The 19,750-nt window shown below is 40.8% G+C and carries 20 protein-coding genes and 2 pseudogenes; 1 reads left to right on the top strand and 21 read right to left on the bottom strand.

Annotated features, from left to right (window positions below; genetic code table 11):
- Positions 1-20: 20 nt before the first annotated feature.
- From aroB to AC3ZVC_RS12015, 19 genes and pseudogenes are all read right to left on the bottom strand, one after another.
- Positions 21-1,106, bottom strand: coding sequence for a 3-dehydroquinate synthase (gene aroB / locus AC3ZVC_RS12105; protein WP_490068677.1), 1,086 nt, complete (start codon positions 1,104-1,106; stop codon positions 21-23).
- A pseudogene (aroC, locus tag AC3ZVC_RS12100) lies at positions 1,106-2,277 on the bottom strand (chorismate synthase). Before aroC ends, aroB begins: the two are co-directional and overlap by 1 nt.
- Before the next feature lie 377 nt (positions 2,278-2,654).
- Positions 2,655-3,428 (bottom strand): CheR family methyltransferase, encoded by a 774-nt coding sequence (locus tag AC3ZVC_RS12095; protein ID WP_490068675.1) that lies wholly within the window; start codon positions 3,426-3,428, stop codon positions 2,655-2,657.
- Between the two features lie 137 nt (positions 3,429-3,565).
- Positions 3,566-4,012, bottom strand: a complete 447-nt coding sequence (gene ndk, locus AC3ZVC_RS12090; RefSeq protein ID WP_110064231.1) for a nucleoside-diphosphate kinase — start codon at positions 4,010-4,012, stop codon at positions 3,566-3,568.
- 241 nt (positions 4,013-4,253) lie between these two features.
- Positions 4,254-4,487, bottom strand: a complete 234-nt coding sequence (locus tag AC3ZVC_RS12085) for a hypothetical protein (RefSeq protein ID WP_490069014.1) — start codon at positions 4,485-4,487, stop codon at positions 4,254-4,256.
- Positions 4,487-5,214 (bottom strand): annotated as a pseudogene (locus AC3ZVC_RS12080) (polyprenyl synthetase family protein); the annotation flags it as partial. The pseudogene AC3ZVC_RS12080 and the gene AC3ZVC_RS12085, both read right to left, overlap by 1 nt.
- A 75-nt stretch (positions 5,215-5,289) precedes the next feature.
- Positions 5,290-5,997 (bottom strand): demethylmenaquinone methyltransferase, encoded by a 708-nt coding sequence (locus AC3ZVC_RS12075; RefSeq protein WP_490068674.1) that lies wholly within the window; start codon positions 5,995-5,997, stop codon positions 5,290-5,292.
- A 3-nt stretch (positions 5,998-6,000) separates the two neighbouring features.
- On the bottom strand, positions 6,001-6,810 hold the full coding sequence (locus AC3ZVC_RS12070; protein WP_490068673.1) for a heptaprenyl diphosphate synthase component 1: 810 nt from the start codon (positions 6,808-6,810) through the stop codon (positions 6,001-6,003).
- Positions 6,811-7,132: 322 nt separating this feature from the next.
- Positions 7,133-7,369: a trp RNA-binding attenuation protein MtrB gene (gene mtrB / locus AC3ZVC_RS12065; protein WP_490068672.1), complete on the bottom strand. Its 237-nt coding sequence runs from the start codon at positions 7,367-7,369 to the stop codon at positions 7,133-7,135.
- A 137-nt stretch (positions 7,370-7,506) separates the two neighbouring features.
- On the bottom strand, positions 7,507-8,073 hold the full coding sequence (gene folE / locus AC3ZVC_RS12060) for a GTP cyclohydrolase I FolE (RefSeq protein ID WP_110064235.1): 567 nt from the start codon (positions 8,071-8,073) through the stop codon (positions 7,507-7,509).
- 436 nt (positions 8,074-8,509) lie between these two features.
- Entirely contained in the window at positions 8,510-8,782 is a 273-nt protein-coding gene (gene hbs, locus AC3ZVC_RS12055; RefSeq protein ID WP_009332755.1) for a non-specific DNA-binding protein Hbs, read from the bottom strand.
- A 665-nt stretch (positions 8,783-9,447) separates the two neighbouring features.
- Complete coding sequence (spoIVA, locus tag AC3ZVC_RS12050; protein ID WP_490068669.1) at positions 9,448-10,926, bottom strand: stage IV sporulation protein A; 1,479 nt, start codon at positions 10,924-10,926, stop codon at positions 9,448-9,450.
- A 352-nt stretch (positions 10,927-11,278) separates the two neighbouring features.
- Positions 11,279-11,992, bottom strand: coding sequence for a YphF family lipoprotein (locus AC3ZVC_RS12045; protein ID WP_490068667.1), 714 nt, complete (start codon positions 11,990-11,992; stop codon positions 11,279-11,281).
- Between the two features lie 25 nt (positions 11,993-12,017).
- Positions 12,018-12,221, bottom strand: a complete 204-nt coding sequence (locus AC3ZVC_RS12040) for a DUF2768 domain-containing protein (protein WP_490068666.1) — start codon at positions 12,219-12,221, stop codon at positions 12,018-12,020.
- Positions 12,222-12,454: 233 nt separating this feature from the next.
- A complete protein-coding gene (locus tag AC3ZVC_RS12035; RefSeq protein ID WP_490068665.1) occupies positions 12,455-13,525 on the bottom strand; it encodes an NAD(P)H-dependent glycerol-3-phosphate dehydrogenase in 1,071 nt (356 codons plus the stop codon).
- A gap of 142 nt (positions 13,526-13,667) precedes the next feature.
- The gene (der, locus tag AC3ZVC_RS12030) at positions 13,668-14,978 is read right to left on the bottom strand and encodes a ribosome biogenesis GTPase Der (RefSeq protein WP_490068664.1); all 1,311 of its coding nucleotides are present in this window, start codon (positions 14,976-14,978) and stop codon (positions 13,668-13,670) included.
- A 322-nt stretch (positions 14,979-15,300) separates the two neighbouring features.
- Positions 15,301-15,486, bottom strand: coding sequence for a capping complex subunit for YIEGIA (locus tag AC3ZVC_RS12025; RefSeq protein WP_144541540.1), 186 nt, complete (start codon positions 15,484-15,486; stop codon positions 15,301-15,303).
- Between the two features lie 5 nt (positions 15,487-15,491).
- Complete coding sequence (locus tag AC3ZVC_RS12020; RefSeq protein ID WP_490068663.1) at positions 15,492-16,379, bottom strand: YIEGIA family protein; 888 nt, start codon at positions 16,377-16,379, stop codon at positions 15,492-15,494.
- The gene (locus tag AC3ZVC_RS12015; protein ID WP_490068661.1) at positions 16,376-16,984 is read right to left on the bottom strand and encodes a YphA family membrane protein; all 609 of its coding nucleotides are present in this window, start codon (positions 16,982-16,984) and stop codon (positions 16,376-16,378) included. Before AC3ZVC_RS12015 ends, AC3ZVC_RS12020 begins: the two co-directional genes overlap by 4 nt.
- A 151-nt stretch (positions 16,985-17,135) precedes the next feature.
- On the opposite strand from AC3ZVC_RS12015, the gene AC3ZVC_RS12010 reads away from it, so the two are divergent.
- Positions 17,136-17,279 carry a YpzI family protein gene (locus AC3ZVC_RS12010; protein WP_110064244.1) on the top strand — a complete coding sequence of 48 codons (144 nt, stop codon included), beginning with the start codon at positions 17,136-17,138 and terminating at the stop codon, positions 17,277-17,279.
- Positions 17,280-17,324: 45 nt separating this feature from the next.
- Here AC3ZVC_RS12010 and fni read toward each other — a convergent pair whose 3' ends face one another.
- Positions 17,325-18,386: a type 2 isopentenyl-diphosphate Delta-isomerase gene (gene fni / locus AC3ZVC_RS12005; protein WP_490068660.1), complete on the bottom strand. Its 1,062-nt coding sequence runs from the start codon at positions 18,384-18,386 to the stop codon at positions 17,325-17,327.
- Between the two features lie 12 nt (positions 18,387-18,398).
- A complete protein-coding gene (gene rpsA / locus AC3ZVC_RS12000) occupies positions 18,399-19,538 on the bottom strand; it encodes a 30S ribosomal protein S1 (protein WP_214727223.1) in 1,140 nt (379 codons plus the stop codon).
- Positions 19,539-19,750 lie beyond the last annotated feature (212 nt).

The raw sequence follows: 19,750 nt of genomic DNA, 5'->3' as shown, positions 1-19,750 counted from the left end.
TTTCTCAGCCCAAGGCAAAGTCAACCTTGCTGCTTCGAAAAATTTTCAAGTTCTTTTAGCAACAGTTCATCAGAAACTTCGTATAATACCGGCTTCCCTATATCCTGTAATAAAACAAACCGGACTTTTTGGCCTTCTGACTTTTTATCCTGCTTCATGCGTTCCAGAAGATTTTGATGTGATAGCTCATGTGGTAAGGTAACCTGATATCCAAGAGCAGACAGCCAGTTTTTGAACTCACCAATTTCGAATTTTAAACCGAATATCTTTCTGCTTAATTCCAGAGCGAAGATCATCCCTACAGCAACGGATTCTCCATGTGTCCACTCTCCATAGCCTTTCTCTGCTTCAATGGCATGGCCGAGTGTGTGCCCAAAGTTTAAAAAAGCGCGTACCCCTGACTCTTTTTCATCCTCAGCAACTATGGCACCTTTTATTTCTATCCCCTTTGTAAGGATCGAGCTTAATTCCTCACTCGGTATTTTTTCAAGAGAATGAATCTGCTCCTTCAGATTGGAGTAGAATTGAATATCATGGATCAAGCTATGCTTGATCACTTCTGCAAATCCGGAACGTTTCTCTTTCGGAGGCAAGGTACTAAGAAAATCCAAATCATAAAACACTGCGGCCGGCTGATAAAAGGCCCCAACCATGTTTTTGCCTGACGGATGGTTAATTGCCACTTTCCCTCCTACTGCACTATCATGGGCCAATATAGTAGTAGGGATTTGAATAAAAGGAATTCCTCTCATATATGTGGCTGCAACAAAACCACCCAAATCGCCGACAGCTCCACCGCCAAATGCCAAAATGAGTGATTTCCTGTCAAGCTTGTGTTTTAATGCAAAAGTTAAACAATTATAGTACACATCAAATGTTTTTGCCTTTTCCCCGCTTGGCACCGTGCAGATGCACGCATCAGTGCCCTCTAGTTCTACCTCTAGTGCGGGTAGGTGAATATCCCGAACGGTTTCATCTGTTATGACCATTAAATTTGTTATAGACGGATAAGCCTCTTTAATAAATGTGCTTAATCTGCCAATTGCCCCAGAACCTATAAAAACAGGATAGGTTCTGGTATCTGTCTGGATGGAAACACTTTTCATTAAAACTCCCTCACAAATTTTCTTTGCTCTTCAACTGTTGCTTTTAATGTCTCAAATCTGTCTGAGTAAAATTGATCCACAAGTGCCGAGGCAAGTTCCCATGCAATCACATTTTCAGCAACCACTGCAGCTGCCGGAACAGCACAGCTGTCTGAACGCTCAATGCTTGCGGAAAACGGCTCTTTCGTTTCAATGTCTACGCTTTGGAGAGGCTTATATAGTGTAGGGATCGGCTTCATCACACCTCTGACAACAATTGGCATTCCGGTTGACATGCCGCCTTCAAAACCGCCAAGGCGATTTGTTTTGCGGTAATAGCCTCTTTCAGGATTCCACGCAATCTCATCATGAACATCACTGCCCGGCTTTCTGGCTGCTTCAAATCCGATGCCGAATTCAACACCTTTAAAAGCATTAATACTAACCATTGCACCTGCCAGCTTGGAATCAAGCTTGCGGTCATAGTGTACATAGCTTCCAACTCCAGGCGGCATCCCTTCAACAATCACTTCCACAACTCCGCCAATGGAGTCACCATTTTCTTTCGCATTGTCAATCGCTTCCATCATCTTTTGCCCGGCATCCGGGTCAAGACAGCGAACCGGCGACTCTTCCGTAATTTGTTTTAATTCTTCTAATGAGGAATATTCTTTTACTGAGGAAGAAACTCCGCCTATTTCAATGACATGTGCTGCTACTTTGATTCCAAGCTCAGATAATAGTTTTTTGGCAACTGCTCCGGCTGCGACTCTTACTGTAGTTTCCCTTGCAGAGATCGCTCAAGTACATTTCTCATATCCCTGTGCCCATATTTAAGGGCTCCGTTTAAATCTGCATGCCCTGGGCGCGGACGGGAGATCTTCCTTTTTACCTCTGCCTCATCTTCCGGATTTAGAGGTTCCTGGCCCATAATCTTAGTCCAGTGCTTCCAGTCATTATTCTCTACCACAAGGGCGACTGGCGAGCCCAATGTATAGCCATGCCTGATGCCGCCAGTTATTTGGACGGTATCCTTTTCAATTTGCATCCTTCTGCCTCTGCCATAGCCTTTCTGGCGTCGGGCCAATTCTTCATTTATATCGGAATCAAGCAGCGGCATTCCGGCAGGCAACCCTTCTATTATAGTGGTCAGCTGCGGTCCGTGAGATTCACCAGATGTAAGATATCTCAAAACTCTTTCCCCCTTCAACTCATTAAAGGATTATGTACCAATATAACATAATGATAAATATAAGAATAGATAAAATTTGAAAATTCCTATAATATTTTATTTCTTCTTATGGATGGAGCCATTTTAACACGTTAAGGAACGTACTACAAAATATGGAGGGGCTTATATCCCTCTGCGGGTAATTTGAGCTCCCACTGGGTTGTTTTAGAATGTAAGCTGGAGTCCAAAAAAGAATTAAATCAAAAATGATTTCATAAATTAACGAAAACTGATGATAGTTCAACGATAATTTGATTTTATCAACGAAAACTTATATTTTTTCAACGAAATTAAATTAGAGGATGGCATCAAATCATCCTCCATACCCGGTATTTCTATTAAAGCTTTCTGTAAAAGAAGGTTTCAGCAGACTCAAAGTGATAGCGCCCAGGATTGAAGATTTGTTCTGTGCTGCCAACAAATAATATGCCATCCTTTTTTAATGCACTGCTGAATTTATGATAGAGGCCATCCTTTGCCTCTTCCGTAAAATAAATTAAGACATTCCTGCACACAATTAAATCATAGGGTCCGCCAAAATCATCAGCAAGCAGGTTTTGTTTTTTAAACATTACTGTCTTTTTGATGTCATCAGATATTTTAAAAAAACTACCTTCACGTCTAAAGAACCTTTGTTTCATAGGTTCAGGGACTTCATTCAGGGCTCTTTCAGGATAGATGCCCATCCTGGCCCGTGCGAGGGCATTTTCATCAATATCCGTTGCAGATACCTTAATCTGTGATAATGGCAAAAATCTGGATAAAATCATCGCTATCGTATAAGGCTCTTCACCTGTCGAGCAGGCTGCACTCCAAACCCTAGGAGCTTTGTTTTGTTTAAGTACCCCTGGGAGAATATTTTTTTCCAGAACCCCCCAGCGCTTAGCGTTTCGGTAAAATTCTGAAACATTTATAGTCATCCGATCTAAAAACTCGTTCAGTAATTCCCTGTCCCTATTCATTCCACTATAAAAATCTTCAAAGGTTTCAAAACCTTTTTTCTCGTAAAGAGAGGTAAGCCTTCTTTTCATTTGTGTTTCCTTATATAGTGAAAGGTCAATCCCCGTTTTTCTTTTAATATTTATGATAAATTCCTGATAATCCCGCTCCATGTTTTTCCCCTCTAATTTAGCTCATTTGGCAGTGGTGCTGCACCTTCTTTTCCCCTTGATGCTTTCCGGCCCTTTACCCGGTTTTTTGTATTCGGTTACAAAAAAAGCACCTGTCAGCGACAAGTGCTTTTTTCACATTAGTTAATCCATTCATTCATTAATTTAGTATATTCCACTTTTTCTTCTTCTTTGAAGAATAGACCGATTTCACGTTCTGCACTTGCAGGTGAATCTGAACCATGGATTACATTTTTCCCTACAGTGATGCCGAAGTCTCCGCGGATCGTTCCAGGAGCCGCATCTTTAGGATTAGTTGAACCCATCATTTGACGGGCTGTTGCAATAACATTTTCACCTTCCCAAACCATAGCAAAAACAGGGCCGGAAGTGATGAAGTCTACAAGTTCGCCGAAGAATGGACGCTCTTTGTGCTCTCCATAATGCTCTTCCGCAAGCTCTTTGCTAATGCTCATAAGCTTACCGCCAACAAGCTGGAAGCCTTTCTTTTCGAAACGGGAAACGATTTCACCGATTAAATTGCGCTGTACTCCATCAGGTTTAACCATCAAAAATGTTCTTTCCATTTAATTCCACTCCTAAAACATATGTATAGTGATTAATCATTCTCTGACAATCCACGAAAATATTAACATTGTTTCGACAATTTAGCAACAGAAATCTGGAAGCGCTTTAAAAAAAAGGATACAAAAATGCACGATTCCAATCTATCCATCCGGATTTCAAGGCGAGTGATAAGGAATAGCCCAAAAAACACTCTACACTGTTGGGCACCCTCGCAGGAGATAGGTGCCCAGGCCTGAGTTATTAGAATTTTCTCTTGCCAATGAACTTGGCAATATCCCGCAAAGCCTTCTTAGACTTTGATGGCGGAAGCTCTTCCAAAACCTCCAGAGCCTTTTGCAGATACATGTCACTTATATGAAGAGATTTTTCGATTGCACCTGAATCCTTGACCAGTTTAATGATTTCCTCAATATCCGAACGCTCAGTTCCTTCATGAACTTTGATGATTTCCTCGCGAACGGTCTTATCTTCCATTGCAAAAAGGACAGGAAGCGTTATATTCCCCTGGTGAAATTTCCTCCCGCAGGTTTGCCGAGCTCCTTTTCCGTTCCGACAAAATCAAGGACATCATCAATAATTTGATAGGACATTCCGACAAAATAACCAAATTTGAAAAGCTTCTTATGTATATCATCTTCCACATTAGCTGCAATGGCACCCAATTGGCAGCTTACAGCTATCAGCATTGCCGTTTTTCTTTTTATTCTCCGAAAATAAGTCCTTACATTCTGGTCGTAATTATACTTATCTTTGATTTGCTCAATTTCACCAATACATAGCTCAACTAGCGTGTGGGACAGAATTTTATGTGCATGCGGGTTTTCAATATTCGTTATTAATTCGAGAGCACGCGCGAAAATATAGTCGCCTGTATACATGGCAATCTTGTTGTCCCACTTCGCTTTGATAGTCGGCTTGCCGCGGCGTATCTCTGCATCATCAATGACATCATCATGGACAAGAGATGCCATATGGATAAGCTCCAGTGAAACGGCCACATTTTTAATTTTATTAATATCGTAATTTCCGAACTTTGCTGCAAGCAAGACAAAAACTGGGCGAATTCTTTTCCCCCGGCCTGCAGTAAATGCAGTGATGCCTGATGCAATAGAGGAGACTCTGCTTTAATTGTCTCCTCCAACTCGTCCTCTATCACATTTAAATCTGAATTCAAAAATGAATACATCATTTTCAATTTCATTTTTTAACTCACCCGGCTTATCAATCCCGTCTGCTGTTTACTGCATTGTACAATGAGAAACATTCAGAACAAGTATTATTTTTGTTTGGTTCCAATGTGTACAGCTGCCACTCCGCCGCTATATGGCTTATAAGTGACATTCTTAAAGCCTGCTTCCTGGAACATTTCCGCCAATTCTCTCATTCCAGGGAAATCTCTTGCAGATTCCTGCAGCCAAGAATATTCATTAAAGCTTTTGGCAAAAAGTTTGCCGAACATCGGCATAATAAAACGGAAGTAGAAATAATAGGCTTGTTTATAACCGAGCATAGTGGGCTGGGATGTTTCCAGACACACTGCTATTCCTCCAGGTTTTACAACACGGTGCATTTCTTTTAATACCTGCATGTAGTCGGGGACATTCCTTAGCCCAAATCCAATTGTCACATAATCAAATGAATTATCGGGAAAAGGCAGATCCATGGCATTTCCATGAACAAGTTCAACTTGTTCAAGCTCCCGTTCTTTAATTTTTTCCTCACCAATTTTCAGCATGTTTTTGCTAAAATCAAGCCCGACTACTTGACCATTGTCGCCAACAGCTTCAGCAAGTGCAATGGACCAATCAGCTGTGCCGCAGCAAACATCGAGGGCTTTCGATCCTTTTTGGACATTCATTTTTTTCATGGTGTCCTTGCGCCATCTGAGATGCTGCTGAAAACTAATAACTGAATTCATTTTATCGTAGTTGCCATAAATCTTTTCAAAAACACTATGAACTCGCTCTTCTTTTGATTGCTGCATACCTTACCCTTCTTCCACAAAAGTTTTAGCCACAGACTGACTATGATTAAAAATGCAATGAATACGCTGCTCTAACAATTCGTTTACAAAAGGGATTTTCATCAGATATTGATCAACCAGATTTTTGGAAAAGTCAATATATCTGTCACAAATCAGAAGCAGATAGTTTTGCTGTTCAGCAGACATCTCTTTCACTTTTGGGAATGTCAGCTTTTTCAGCGCTTCAAAAACAATTGAAGTGCCGTACTTAATAAATTGCTCCTTCTCGGCAATTAGCCGTTTAATAAATAGCAGATTGGAGGCAACTTCTTTCCAATCAGTCTTGGAATAAGCATCGGTCAGCTTTTCGAATAGAGCCGCCTCAATCTTCTTAACGGAATTCATTAAGTGATCAACTGCATCAGGGGCTTTCTGGTAGAGGGATATTTTATGCTCATTCACATCTTTAATCCCATCAGCCAATGCACGAATCATGCTGATATCATCAAGTGCAGCAAGAATTTTATAATATAAGCCGCTGTAATACACGCCTGCAAGGACAGTAAGCTGTCTGTGTTTAAGGTCTTCGCCTTCAGACTCATCGTTCATTACAAGTTCATGGGTATCAAGGGCGATTTGGATAAGCATAGCCGTTACTGCATATTGTTCTGCCTTTGTTTCTGAAAGTTTTATTTCATCCAGGATAGAGATTAAGAGCAGAAGCTTATCTTCGTCTATAACGGGAGAATCAATATACCTGAGCAGATAAGGGTGGTGTACCTTTTTCTCAATCTGTTCTTTAATATCTGCCAATTTAATCTTCACGTCATGCATGTAATCACCCTTGTTTCCCCTAAGTTTTCTAATTCCCGCAGCAGCCTCCTTGCTCCCTGAGCATGTAAATTTAAAGGGAAAAGACAGGAGAAGCTTTATCAAAATTGTTAAAAACATTATCTTTGAGATTATATAGTCTATTTTTGACCTATTCATCGTTTACTATGAAATATATATAAATCAGGCATAAAAAAAGCCCTTTTTACTGGTATCTTGTTATCAGCTGCATTATTAATTAAGCAGAGACAATTATATCATAAATTACAGATACATGTCAGGACATTATCTTGAAAAACAATTATGTCCGTTTTTACCATATGAATTATTTTTTCGCATCGCTTTCAAGTTCACCATAACAGGTCATGATCCTCGCGTTTCCCCGCACCTTTATAGCCGATGTGTGTTCTGTAAATTGGGCAATCATAACTTCCCCCTGATCCAGCTTTTCCGAATGATGGAACCTTGTATCAGATCCCCGTGTTAAACCAATAACATTTACACCGTCTTCTTTTGCTTTAATAACTATATAATCACTTCCCGCAGGACTATTCTTTTCCATTTATAACTTCCTTTACTATATATTTTGGCAAGTATAATTTTTTACTAAAAAAGGCCAAAAGTTTTATCTTTCAGCCTTTCCAAATTTATTCTTTCTGTAAAAATAAGAATGCATATTTTATATTCTCGCTGCCAAGATTATTGTTTGATTAATGAAAGCACTTCTGCCCTTGCTCTTGCATCATTTGCAAACACACCTCTTACAGCTGAAGTAACTGTTTTGGAACCAGGCTTTTTAACTCCACGCATTGTCATGCACATATGTTCCGCTTCGACAACGACCATTACACCATGCGGCTCAAGCTTCTCGAGGATGGAGTTAGCAACTGTGGATGTAATGCGTTCTTGAAGCTGCGGCCTTTTTGCTACTGCCTCTACAGCCCTGGCAAGCTTACTTAATCCCGTTACCCTTCCGTTCCTTGGAATATAGGCGACATGGGCGACACCAAAAAATGGCACAAGGTGATGTTCGCACATGGAATAGAAAGGAATATCCTTGACCAAGACAAGCTCTTCGTGATCTTCACCAAATACTGTCTCAAAATATTCTTTAGGATCCTGGTTTAATCCCATAAAAACTTCTTCATACATTTTTGCTACACGTTTCGGCGTATCAAGGAGCCCTTCCCGATTTGGGTCTTCACCGATCGCTTCTAATATTAAACGTACCGCATCTTCTATCTGGGCACGATTTACGTCTGCCATAATTGCTTCCTCCTATGCTATAACACTGTGTGTAATAATATGTTCATATTAGCATAACCCTTTTGATCTGCGCAAAGCTGAATCTGTATTTGCATAGAGCATAGGCAGTGATTATCTTAAGGCTCTGTTATATTTGCCTGTTGATTTCCGCTCCAGGAGATCAGCGAACAGCGGTCGGTCCGACCCTCCTTAAAACATGAAGCCTGCAGGGTCTCCCTTTGACTCGCCTCTCCCGCTGAACGTTGATTAAGCATCTCCGAATTAGACACCGCACGAAGGAAATGTGGATGCATTATTGAGGATCTCGAGCCTTCCGCTCCAATCAACAGGATGCAAATATCAACAATGAGCCATAACAGAGCCCAGAAAATAGAAAAAACCGCGAACGAATCGCGGTTTTTAGCTCAAGCATAAGCTTTAAGCACTTTTATGTACATTACTTAACTGCATCTTTAAGCGCTTTGCCTGGTTTGAAAGCAGGAACTTTGCTTGCAGCGATTTCGATTTCTTCGCCAGTTTGCGGGTTGCGTCCTTTACGGGCAGCACGCTCGCGAACCTCGAAGTTTCCAAAACCGATTAGTTGTACCTTATCACCATTTTTCAAAGCATCTAAGATTGTATCGAAAACAGCATCAACTGCTTTAGTTGCGTCTTTTTTAGAAAGTTCGCCAGCTTCAGCAACTGCGTTAATTAGTTCTGTCTTGTTCATGCCTTTCACCTCCTCCCAAATATCGATAAAACCCAGTAAAATAAGATTCCTTACATACATTTGTAAACAAAATTACTGAATTCTATACGTTATGGCGTTTTTTTGTTTAACAAGCCTAATAATAAATTATGAAAGGAAAAATTTCAATCCATAAATTATCAAAAAATCCTTTAATAATAAGGGTTTTGGCCGCCACAACGGTAATTCTGTTAAAAGATTATCACAATCATTTACTCTTATCAAGAATATTTCATGATTTAATGGGAATCTTTTCTTCTTTGCAACATATTTGTAATAAGTTGACCTTTATTTCTTACCCTAAAGAGGCTGTTTTAAACATTTAAATACCTATCTCCTGAAGAAGGATTACTTTTTCATCGTGATAATTTTTTAAAATCCCTCTGTTGAATTGGGTGTTGATTTCCGCTGCAGGCGCTCGCTTTCCGCGGGCGGTCCGGGAGCCTCCTCGGTGCATTCGCACCTGCGGGGTCTCCCTTTGACTCGCTTCTCCCGCAGGAGTCTCGCACCTTCCGCTCCAATCAACACGGCGATATATAGACAAATAGCGTGATCACAACCTAATATTCCCAATAACCCCTTTGATAATTTCCTCTTGAGCTTTAGCACAGTCATAACAAAAAAAGACTCCAAACGGAGCCTTCAAGTTAAAGAATAATCGCTATTAATCCGCCAGAACCTTCGTTGATAATTCTTTCCAAAGTTTCTTTAAGCTTATATCTTGCATTCTCAGGCATTAGGGACAGCTTTGCCTGGATGCCTTCCCTCACAATTGAGCTCAGGCTGCGCCCGAAGATATCGGAGTTCCAGATTGAAAGTGGATCGTCTTCAAAGTCCTGCATCAGGTAACGGACGAGCTCTTCACTTTGCTTTTCTGTTCCAATGATAGGAGAGAATTCAGATTCTACATCTACTTTAATCATATGAATGGATGGCGCAACAGCTTTAAGCCTTACTCCGAAGCGTGATCCATGACGAGTAATCTCCGGTTCGTCAAGGCTCATATCAGCCAGCGAAGGAGCAGCAATGCCGTAGCCTGTTTGCTTCACCATTCTTAATGCATCGGAAATTTGGTCATACTCTGCTTTTGCATGGGCAAATTCCTGCATCAGTTCAAGAAGATGGTCTTTTCCTCGGATTTCCACTCCGACAATTTCTTTTAGTACTTCATCATAAAGATCATCCGGGGCATACAAGTCTATTTCTGCTACACCTTGCCCCATCTCAATGCCAGCGAGTCCGGCACGGTCAATAAACTCAAAGTCGCTGAATTGATGGACCACACGGTCTACATCTCTAAGCCTCTTAATGTCTTTTACGGTTTCTTTCACTGCTTCCTGATAGCTTTCACGAAGCCAGTGATCCTCATGCAGCACCATCACCCAGCTTGGAAGATTTACATTGACTTCAAGCACTGGGAATTCATATAGAGCTTCACGCATTACATTCATAACATCCGATTCCCTCATGCCCTCTACACTCATGGCAAGTACAGGAATATCATACTTCTCGGAAAGTTCATTTCTAAGCGCATCTGTATTCGGATGGTGAGGCTGCACGCTATTGATGATCATGATAAACGGTTTGCCGACTTCCTTCAATTCCTCAATAACCCTTTCTTCCGCCTCCAGGTAATTGGCACGAGGAATCTCGCCAATCGTTCCATCAGTCGTAATTACGACGCCGATGGTTGAGTGCTCCTGAATAACTTTTCTCGTACCTATTTCTGCAGCTTCATGGAAAGGGATTGGCTCTTCATACCAAGGTGTATTGATCATTCTTGGTCCATTTTCATCTTCATATCCCTTAGCGCCTGGGACTGTATACCCTACACAGTCAACCAGTCTTATGTTCACATCCAATCCTTCTGCCACATGGACCGTAGCAGCCTGGTTAGGTACGAATTTTGGTTCTGTAGTCATAATCGTTTTGCCGGCAGCGCTTTGCGGAAGTTCATCCTGTGTGCGGGCACGGTCTGCTTCATTGTTCATATTCGGCAAAACAACAAGCTCCATAAATTTCTTTATAAATGTGGATTTGCCGGTGCGAACTGCGCCAACTACTCCAAAATATATATCGCCGCCAGTTCTTTCGGCAATATCTTTAAAAATATCAACCTTTTCCAAGTGATCCCCTCCCGAATCATAGAGTTAGTGGGATAATATTATCCTATCTATTATGTTTGGACATTATATGTGTATGATGTTGTCCTACATTGTTATGACAGTTTTTTAAAATTTTTACCCCCTTATCAGGAAAGTGCAGCGCACCCGCCGGCATGCAAAGAAATCCCCCAGCCCTCAGGCGATCTGGAATGGACAGCCGGCCACCCCAAATTTCCTTTTCTAAATTTAATAACTCCCTTTACGCTTTATTTCTTTTTCTTTATGCTATTGGTCAGGTTGAAGAGTGCTTTTATGAAAAAATAATAAAAAAAACCCTTCTCCTACAATATATTTTGCAGAAGAAAGGTTATGACTATTTCACCAAAAAGATTGGTTCATTTGTGTCAGCATCTATTGTATAAGGCAATGAATAGGAGGGAACAAAAGCAGAGCCTTCAACAAGCATATCCCTGATATCATCCCCAGGCTTATACTTGCCTTCCTTTTCCTTCAGCGCCTGATACAGATCAATCCGGTAATCAACATATACTTCGGCATTTCCGGTGACAACAAACGGAAGGTTTTGGCCGCTATATGGGCTAAGCGCTTTCGGCTCTTCTTTAAACCCTAATTTTTTATAGTCCATTGTAAATACATTATCAGCAATTTGTTCTTTGTAAGGCGGGAAACCATGTGCTTTAATCCTCAGGTTTATATCCCTGATTGTTTCTGCGATCCTCAAATCAAAGATTTTAACTTTGGGTTCTGTTTCCACATCAACAAGTACATATTGGAATACGCCGCCTGACTCAAATGCATTTCCTGGAGGTTCAGCCATATATTGAGGCGCGATCTTTTTAAAATCAATCGGATACTTTTGATAAATTGGGGTTGTCTGATCCTTCGTCTTGATTGGAAGAAGACCGCCATTATCTTTTCTGTACTGATCAACAGCCGATTGGACAGACTGCATTTGGTCCTTATAGGCTATCTGATTTTGGGATAGCTTCTCTTCAGGATACATGCAGCCAGTCAGGGCCATTCCTGTAAGCAAAAGAAGCAAAAACGTGTTAAATGCTTTTTTCATCTAATCATCCCTTTATGTAATATAGCTAGCTGCTTGTGGGGCCGCTGAACACGACAAGTACAATTATAATTCCGCTAATAATCATCAAAATATAAGCAATGGTTGCCGTAAAGGCCTTCAGTATTCCAGCTTTCAATTTAAAGCGGCTAAGATATATCAGAATTATAGATATAAACATAAATCCCATTGAAGCCAGTGATACCCACATTTTCATTAAAGCCGGTGACATTTAATCAACTCCCTTTTCCGAAAAGTATTATAACATACCATGAAGAAAAATCTAAAAGCTTTTCCTCATCAAAGATTCAGGCATAAAAAAACTGAGGTAAAGAAGGGGCAATTCTTTACCTCAGCCAGTTGACTAAATAACCCAACACCCTGTTCATTACACTAGTTTGCTTCGTTGCATTGTATGCAGGAACCTGCCATCTCGCATCATCTAATGCCTATATTTTTAAATTATTAAAGATTTTCCTGTTTTTTACTTCCTTTTTGATCCTCCAGGACATTTGCAAGGTCTTCCATTTCGTGTGTTTTTCCTCGCCCCATCAACAGATCAACTGCATCCTTTGCATTAACATTATTAAAAAGGACATCATAAAGAACATTTGTAATTGGCATTTTTACATCATATTTTTTAGCAAGCTGATGGGCTGCTTTCGTTGTTCTAACACCTTCTACAACCATGCCCATATTATCCAGAACTTCCTGAAGATTATGCCCTTTTCCAAGAAGATTGCCAGCTCTCCAATTGCGCGAATGGACCGATGTGCATGTTACAATCAGGTCGCCTATACCAGCCAATCCGGAGAAGGTAAGCGGACTAGCCCCCATCTTCATGCCAAGGCGGGCAATCTCTGCAAGCCCTCGTGTTATTAAGGCCGCCTTTGCATTGTCCCCATATCCCAAACCATCTGTAATTCCGGCAGCAAGCGCAATAATATTTTTAAGTGCACCGCCAATTTCAACTCCAATGATATCTGGGTTAGTATAAACTCTAAAATTGTTATTAATAAACAAGTCCTGAATTTTCTCAGCAGCTTTCATATCTTTTGAAGAAACAGTAACAGTAGTTGGATGCCGCAGGCTTACTTCTTCAGCATGGCTTGGACCTGATAGTACTACAACACTATCCAGAAGGTTTTCGGGCATTTCTTCCTCAATCATTTCAGAAATCCGCAGAAGGGAGTCTGGCTCAATCCCCTTACTAACATGCACAATTAGGATAGGCTCTGTCCTGATTTCTCTAATTTTGCCAAGAACTTCCCTAATTGCCTTCGTCGGTACAGCTAAAATTATGATTTCTGTTCCGGTTAAAGCCTCTTCAAGTGATGAATAGCCTCTGATCTCTTCCGGCAGATGAATTTCAGATAAGTATTTTTTATTGGTATGCTGCACATTTATTTCTTCTATTTGCTCAGGATTATGGCCCCATAGCTTAACATCATGTCCATTATCAGCCAGGACCATAGCAAGGGCCGTTCCCCAGCTGCCTGCTCCTACAACTGCAACACTTTCTCTATTCCGCTCCATTTGATCACTGCCTTTTAATTTATTTGGATGTTACAAAACACCATCCATGCCAGTCAGCAATACGGAGTATGATCATATAAGAGGTACCGATATACTCCCCAATGTTATGGTTCTCCTTTTTCAAAGATATTTGCTTTCCATGCTATTTTCTTTCCCTTGCAAATATCTTAATAGGAGTGCCTTCAAAACCAAAAGCGTCCCTTATTCTGTTCTCAAGAAAACGTTGATAAGAGAAATGAAGAAGCTCGGGATCATTTACAAACACTACAAAAGTTGGCGGCTTCACAGCAACCTGAGTTGTGTAATAAATTCTTAGGCGTTTTCCCTTATCTGTAGGTGTTGGATTCATGGCTACAGCATCCATGATGACATCATTCAGCACGCTTGTCTCAACACGAAGAGCATGATTTTCACTGGCTGTGTTAATCATTGGGATAAGCGTATGAATGCGCTTCTTCGTTTTTGCAGATAGGAACACAATAGGAGCATAGTCGAGAAATTGAAAATGGTCCCGAATATTCTGTTCAAATGCCTTCATTGTTTTTTCATCTTTTTCAACAGCATCCCATTTGTTTACTACAATAACAACCGCTCTTCCTGCTTCATGTGCATATCCGGCAATCCGCTTATCTTGTTCAATAATACCCTCTTCTCCATCAATGACAACCAGGACGACATCTGAACGTTCAATTGCCCGCAATGCCCGCAGAACACTGTATTTTTCTGTCGTTTCATAAACTTTTCCTTTTTTGCGCATTCCGGCAGTATCGATAATGACATATTCCTGGCCGTCAACCTTCAGCTGGGAGTCAATTGCATCCCTTGTGGTTCCTGCGATGTTGCTGACAATAACCCGATCTTCCCCTAGGATGGCATTTACAAGAGACGATTTTCCGACATTTGGACGCCCGATTAATGAAAACTTAATTACTTCTTCACCATATTCACCCTGTCCATGCTTCGGAAAGTGTTTGGCTGCTTCATCCAGCAAGTCCCCAAGCCCAAGTCCGTGGGATCCTGAAATAGGGAATGGTTCCCCAAATCCAAGAGCATAGAAATCATAGATAAGTTCTCTCATTTCCGGATTATCAATCTTATTTACGCCCAACACAACAGGTTTTTTGGCTTTATATAAAATTTTTGCGACTTCTTCGTCTGCAGCTGTAACCCCTTCTCTGCCATTTACAAGAAAAATAATCACATCTGCCTCATCTATGGCAATCTCAGCCTGAAGCCGTATTTGTTCCAGGAATGGTTCATCACCAATATCGATTCCGCCTGTGTCAATAATATTAAAATCATGTGTCAGCCATTCTGCCGAACTATAAATACGATCACGTGTTACTCCAGGAATATCTTCGACAATCGATATCCGTTCTCCTACAATTCTGTTAAATATCGTTGATTTTCCAACGTTTGGACGCCCGACAATAGCCACAACCGGTTTTGCCATGAACATCACCCTTTCAATTCTTTATTCTTAATATGCTTCAACATCCTATTTTTTAGCTCGTTAAACTTGCCTGTTGATTGCCGCTCCAATCAACAGAGTAGCTAAAATCAGCAATTAGCTTTAACGCAGCCTCTGTTCTAGAAATGTCTATTCCTTTACTAAAGTGCAGATGGCTGGCCACAATAAGCTTTAAACTTTCCTGGCAAGTTCATCTATTTCGCTATACATTTATAAAATAAACCCTTCTCGAAGATAGAAGGGTCTAACTTAGATATTTTAACAAAGAGAAACCTTCCTAGCAATGAAAAACTTGGAAACCGCCTCAATGCTTTACAATAACGTATAATTCTTCTGTTAAAGCATGGGCGATTCCATCAAGTATGGCCTCAAGATTGGCTGCTATGATTTCCATTTCCTTTTTATCTTCGCAATGAAATACAGCAGCTCCTGAAGGTACTTTGGAAGGATTGGTTGTAATAACAGCAAGTATATACTTTTCAAGTACCATTTCCCTCAACTTCCTTTCCCATTCGTTTGCCGCTCAGAAGGCATCCTAATTGCGTTTTCAAGCGTTGGAACTGCACCGATAATTTTTAAAGCTTTCCCGATATTCTTCTCCTGCGGCAATACAAAAACTCCTACGCGCCCATCATCGAGGTCTCTTTTAGCCAGTGGTACAAGAGCAGGTGTTCCAGAATCACGATAAACTCCCAATGCTGTTGAAACATCATGCAAAATGGCCTGCCTTTGCCCAAGATTAGCAATGGTCGACCTGGCATTAAAATTTTTGGGCTTTAAAATGAAGCCCATCCCATATCTCAATACTTCCTCCTGTCTTTCAGGGAGTCCGATATTCATGATATAGATGTTATCCACATACAAACCTGCACCATCAAAACGAGGCTCAACATACTCCACATCCACAATATCTTTCAGCCTTCCTCCTGACATAAGCATATTGGAGATAATTAGAGCTATTATAGCTGCTGCAAGTCCGCCCAAAAAATTATAAAGCAGATAACCAAGTGTGCAAATTAAGGATGTGAAAATCACAAGATAATTTCTGCTTTCAAAAGCAATTGCTATACCCTCTATATACGGTTTCCCTCTTGATACCAATTCATAGCTGTCCAGTTCAGTCAATGTATTTCTTTCCATATTTCTTACTTCCCTGAACTGGGATGCAGCAAGCGTTAGGAAGGTTACTGCGGTAAATTGTTCTTCCATTATGGAAGGAATGGCCACAGTGCCCAGTCCAGCTGCAATAAACCCCAATGCAACATGTATGATTTTCCCATGCAAATAGGTAGGATATTGGCGGTAATCTGTTCTTAGCATATAAACACGAGTCAAGGTACCTACTGCAAGTCCAAAAAGTATTGGGTATGTATATTCGCTCATGATAATTTTTGTTTCTCCCTTTCAAAATGTTTGAAGTTGTTCTCAAAATAAGAAGCCGTCCAGTGCATCGCACTCCAAGCAGCAACAATTGAAGTGGAGAGTGCCATAATATCAAGGAATGCCAAGGAACCAATTATGTAAGGGAAGGAATATTGCCTAAGAATAAGCGCATACAAAACCTCTCCCTGGATTCCCCCAAGCAGTATTAGAGGCAAGCGCAGTACCCTTTTTTTCTGTAGGAGGACAGCCAAATAAACGAGCAGAAACGCAAGCATCCACTTCCGAGAAAAAATTACCCATACAGGATCAAATAACTCAAATAAGTGAAAGCTCACATATGCCATCATCATGATAAAAGTGCAAAAAAGGAAATAAACTCTTTTTAATCTCTCCAGCCTGCATGCCAATATGTATAAAGTCCCCATTAAAAAAACAGCAGCAGTGCTTGTTTCCACACTAAAAACTTTAAAAGTAAAAGGTGATAGAATGATTAACAGCAGAAGCCAGACCGAAAATATTGTCCTATCCTTATTTTTTCGATCCAGAAAGAAAGTAGCCATAATCCAAAACATCCAGGAAACCCAATAAAAAATTATACCTTCCATCCTCTTCCTCCTATCATTTCCATTATGGCGTTTTGCTATGTACTTTAACCCTCCCAGTTGAAAAGGTTTCATGGGTTCCTATGAGGAATGCTTTTCTTCTGTATAAATCTTTAAATCTGACTTCATCTTAAGAAGAGGGAGGTGTGTAACTATGGGCAAAGACCGCCAGGAAAGAAAATTGAAGGAAAGCAGAAGAGTGGAATCAGATCGCGATCAGGCGCTTCATTACCCGGGTGCTTCAAAACTGCAGAGTCCTGAAGAAGCAAGATCCTTAAATGATTCAAAATACAGCTAAGATTTATTTTTAGACCGAAAAAAGCTCCCGTCTATGACGAGAGCTTTACTTTTGAATTATCCTCTGGCTGAATGCTTTTGTATTAATGCTCCGTTCATTTAACCAGTGGTGGGTCCTTCCCGATATGATTACGGGAGCCTGCTGCAGCTGCCTGATAGTTGACGCACCAAGTGCAGTCATAATCATTTTTAATTCATTATGTATGATGTTAATTTCTTCTACCAGTGATTCGAGTCCTTCTTTAATAAGAATCTTTAAGAAATATCCGGCCATACCCGCAGCTTCGGCACCCAGCGCAAGGGCTTTGGCTATTTCAATGCTTGTTTGAATCCCTCCAGAAGCAATAACTGCGATATCATCTTCCTGGGAGGCAGCTTCTGCAATTGATACTGCGGTAGGAATTCCCCATTCATCAAAGAAACTTAAGAGCCTTTCTCTTCTAGCATTTTCAATGCGCGAAAAATTTGTACCCCCATATCCTCCTACGTCAACAGCTGAAACGCCTATGGATGCCAGCATTGATAAAGTTTCTTTATTCATTCCAAAGCCTACTTCCTTGACTACCACGGGGACTTTAGAATGCAAAACTATTTTTTCAATCCTTTTTAATGCTCCCCGAAAATCCCTATCTCCTTCTGGCATGGTCAATTCTTGAACAACATTTAAATGGATTTGCAACGCGCTTGCTTCTATCATATCAACAGCTGCTTTTGCCTGATCTATTGTGGCTTCACTGCCTAAATTGCCGAAGATGATCCCTTTTGGATTTTCTTTCCTGACTACCCTATATGATTCAATCTCATTTGGATCTTTCAGGGCTGACATTTGTGACCCTACTGCCATTGCAAGGCCTGTTGTTCTGGCAGCAGATGCAAGGTCCCGATTTATTTGGATTGTTCTATCTCCACCGCCGCCTGTCATCGCATTTATAAAAATTGGCGAACTTAATGAAAGTTCGCCAATTGAAGTGCCTAAATCAGCCTGATCGAGAAAAGCATCAGGAAGACTTTGGTGGATAAATGCTATATCCTCAAAACCTGTAAGACTTTTCTGTCCTGTTGCCAAGGCATGCTGAATATGGTCCCATTTTCTTTTTGATCTAGACACAATTTATCACCATTACTTTTTTAAATTCTTTAGCTGGTCGCCAATCATATCACCAAGCGAGAAGCCTTTATTTTCTTCAGGAAGTTCATAGTCAGTCACTTCTTCCTGTTCTTTTTCAAGAAGATCTTTGATGCTCAATGACAGGCGCTGGTCCTGTTCGTTCACATCAAGAACCTTTACTTTTACTTCCTGTCCTTCGCTCAATACTTCGTGAGGAGTTCCAATATGCTTATGCGCAATTTGAGAAATATGGACAAGGCCCTCTACTCCAGGGAACACTTCAACAAATGCTCCGTATGAAACAAGTCTCTTAACAGTCCCATCAAGCGTACTTCCTTTCGGTGCCTTTTCACTGATATCATCCCAAGGTCCTGGCAGCGTTTCCTTAATAGATAGTGAAATGCGCTCATTATCGCGATCCACGCTTAATACTTTTACTTTAACCTTTTGTCCTTCTTCTACAACATCGGAAGGTTTTTCCACATGTTCATAGGATAGCTGGGAAATATGAACAAGGCCATCGATTCCGCCAATATCTACGAACGCGCCAAAGTCTGTGATTCTTTGTACTGTTCCATCCAGTACCTGACCTGCCTGAAGAGATTCAAGCACTTGATGCTTCTGCTTGCCTTTTTCTTCCTCAATAACAGCTCGGTGGGAAAGAATCAGCCGATTCTTCTCTTTATCCAGCTCCACAATTTTAAACGTCATTGTTTTGCCTTTATAATCAGTAAAGTCTTCAACAAAATGAGCTTCTACAAGGGAAGCAGGTACAAATCCGCGAACACCCAAGTCTACAACTAATCCGCCTTTTACAACATCTTTGATTTCTGCCTCAAAGACTTCGCCCTCATTGAATTTCCTCTCAAGTGTTTCCCATGACTTTTCTGCGTCTACTTTTCGTTTAGAAAGAATAAGTGCTTCTTCCTCCACTTTTAACACTTCAAGCTCAAGCTCTTCCCCTTCAGAAACAGCATCACTTGCTTTTTCAATATGAAGGCTTGAAAGCTCACTGATCGGAATAATACCATCCAGCTTGCTGTCAGCAATATCAATAATGACTTGCTTTTCTTCTACTTTGGTGACTTGGCCTTTTACCTTGTCACCAACCTCAAAATTTTTGACTTCTACTTGGTTCATTTCCTCTGACATATGTATTCCTCCTTAATCCAATGGCTGCTTTCAAATTTTTATCTGTATTCAACTGCCTGCCATCCAGGCAAGAACCCTGTGTCAGCAGCAGAAATACTCGAATGGCGTTTTAATGCAGGCTATTTTTCAACAGTGTTGAACGTCTCTTTTCTGCCCTAATTTGAGAATTGTCAGCAAAGGACAGCCTCTTTATTTTTCGAATATTCTCGCCT

This window comes from Cytobacillus sp. C11.1, assembly GCF_058145115.1.
Note: the sequence above shows the minus strand (reverse complement) of the source record. Positions and strands in the feature narration are given on the sequence as shown.

Bases quoted from the DNA above. Each gene is read 5' to 3' on its own strand.
- aroB (WP_490068677.1), bottom strand. From the start codon at position 1,106: ATGAAAAGTGTTTCCATCCAGACAGATACCAGAACCTATCCTGTTTTT.
- AC3ZVC_RS12095 (WP_490068675.1), bottom strand. From the start codon at position 3,428: ATGGAGCGGGATTATCAGGAATTTATCATAAATATTAAAAGAAAAACG.
- ndk (WP_110064231.1), bottom strand. From the start codon at position 4,012: ATGGAAAGAACATTTTTGATGGTTAAACCTGATGGAGTACAGCGCAAT.
- AC3ZVC_RS12085 (WP_490069014.1), bottom strand. From the start codon at position 4,487: ATGGAAGATAAGACCGTTCGCGAGGAAATCATCAAAGTTCATGAAGGA.
- AC3ZVC_RS12075 (WP_490068674.1), bottom strand. From the start codon at position 5,997: ATGCAGCAATCAAAAGAAGAGCGAGTTCATAGTGTTTTTGAAAAGATT.
- AC3ZVC_RS12070 (WP_490068673.1), bottom strand. From the start codon at position 6,810: ATGCATGACGTGAAGATTAAATTGGCAGATATTAAAGAACAGATTGAG.
- mtrB (WP_490068672.1), bottom strand. From the start codon at position 7,369: ATGGAAAAGAATAGTCCTGCGGGAAGTGATTATATAGTTATTAAAGCA.
- folE (WP_110064235.1), bottom strand. From the start codon at position 8,073: ATGGCAGACGTAAATCGTGCCCAGATAGAAGATGCGGTACGTTTAATA.
- hbs (WP_009332755.1), bottom strand. From the start codon at position 8,782: ATGAACAAGACAGAACTAATTAACGCAGTTGCTGAAGCTGGCGAACTT.
- AC3ZVC_RS12045 (WP_490068667.1), bottom strand. From the start codon at position 11,992: ATGAAAAAAGCATTTAACACGTTTTTGCTTCTTTTGCTTACAGGAATG.
- AC3ZVC_RS12040 (WP_490068666.1), bottom strand. From the start codon at position 12,221: ATGTCACCGGCTTTAATGAAAATGTGGGTATCACTGGCTTCAATGGGA.
- AC3ZVC_RS12035 (WP_490068665.1), bottom strand. From the start codon at position 13,525: ATGGAGCGGAATAGAGAAAGTGTTGCAGTTGTAGGAGCAGGCAGCTGG.
- der (WP_490068664.1), bottom strand. From the start codon at position 14,978: ATGGCAAAACCGGTTGTGGCTATTGTCGGGCGTCCAAACGTTGGAAAA.
- AC3ZVC_RS12025 (WP_144541540.1), bottom strand. From the start codon at position 15,486: ATGGTACTTGAAAAGTATATACTTGCTGTTATTACAACCAATCCTTCC.
- AC3ZVC_RS12020 (WP_490068663.1), bottom strand. From the start codon at position 16,379: ATGAGCGAATATACATACCCAATACTTTTTGGACTTGCAGTAGGTACC.
- AC3ZVC_RS12015 (WP_490068661.1), bottom strand. From the start codon at position 16,984: ATGGAAGGTATAATTTTTTATTGGGTTTCCTGGATGTTTTGGATTATG.
- AC3ZVC_RS12010 (WP_110064244.1), top strand. From the start codon at position 17,136: ATGGGCAAAGACCGCCAGGAAAGAAAATTGAAGGAAAGCAGAAGAGTG.
- rpsA (WP_214727223.1), bottom strand. From the start codon at position 19,538: ATGTCAGAGGAAATGAACCAAGTAGAAGTCAAAAATTTTGAGGTTGGT.